This is a genomic window from Hydrogenovibrio sp. 3SP14C1 (assembly GCF_029625905.1).
Taxonomy (GTDB): domain Bacteria; phylum Pseudomonadota; class Gammaproteobacteria; order Thiomicrospirales; family Thiomicrospiraceae; genus Hydrogenovibrio.
Window position 1 is genome coordinate 1 of the sequence record NZ_JARTLM010000040.1, and the last position, 313, is coordinate 313.

Here is a 313-nt window from a genome sequence, read left to right on the forward strand (position 1 = left end):
GAAGAAGTGCATACCGAAGTAGCGGTCAAGGGTTAACAGCGCGATGGTCGCGGTCAGAATCGGGAAAGAGGCAATGATGAGGACGTTGGCGCACAGCGACGTCCAGGTGAAGCTCGGTATCATGTATTTTGTGGTGGCCCTGGTCATGCTGCTGCGTGGCTTTGCCGATGCGATCATGATGCGGACACAACTGGCGATGGCGGCCGGTGGGGCCGCAGGTTATCTCCCTCCTGAACACTACGATCAGATCTTTACCGCCCACGGCGTGATCATGATCTTCTTCGTGGCGATGCCTATGGTCATCGGTCTGATG

The 313-nt window shown here is 56.5% G+C and carries 1 protein-coding gene; it reads left to right on the plus strand.

Translation table 11 applies throughout. The features are described 5' to 3' along the window. Window positions 1-43 precede the first annotated feature (43 nt). Window positions 44-313: cbb3-type cytochrome c oxidase subunit I (locus P8629_RS11550; RefSeq protein WP_336618928.1), on the plus strand; the 270-nt coding region annotated here is incomplete at its 3' end.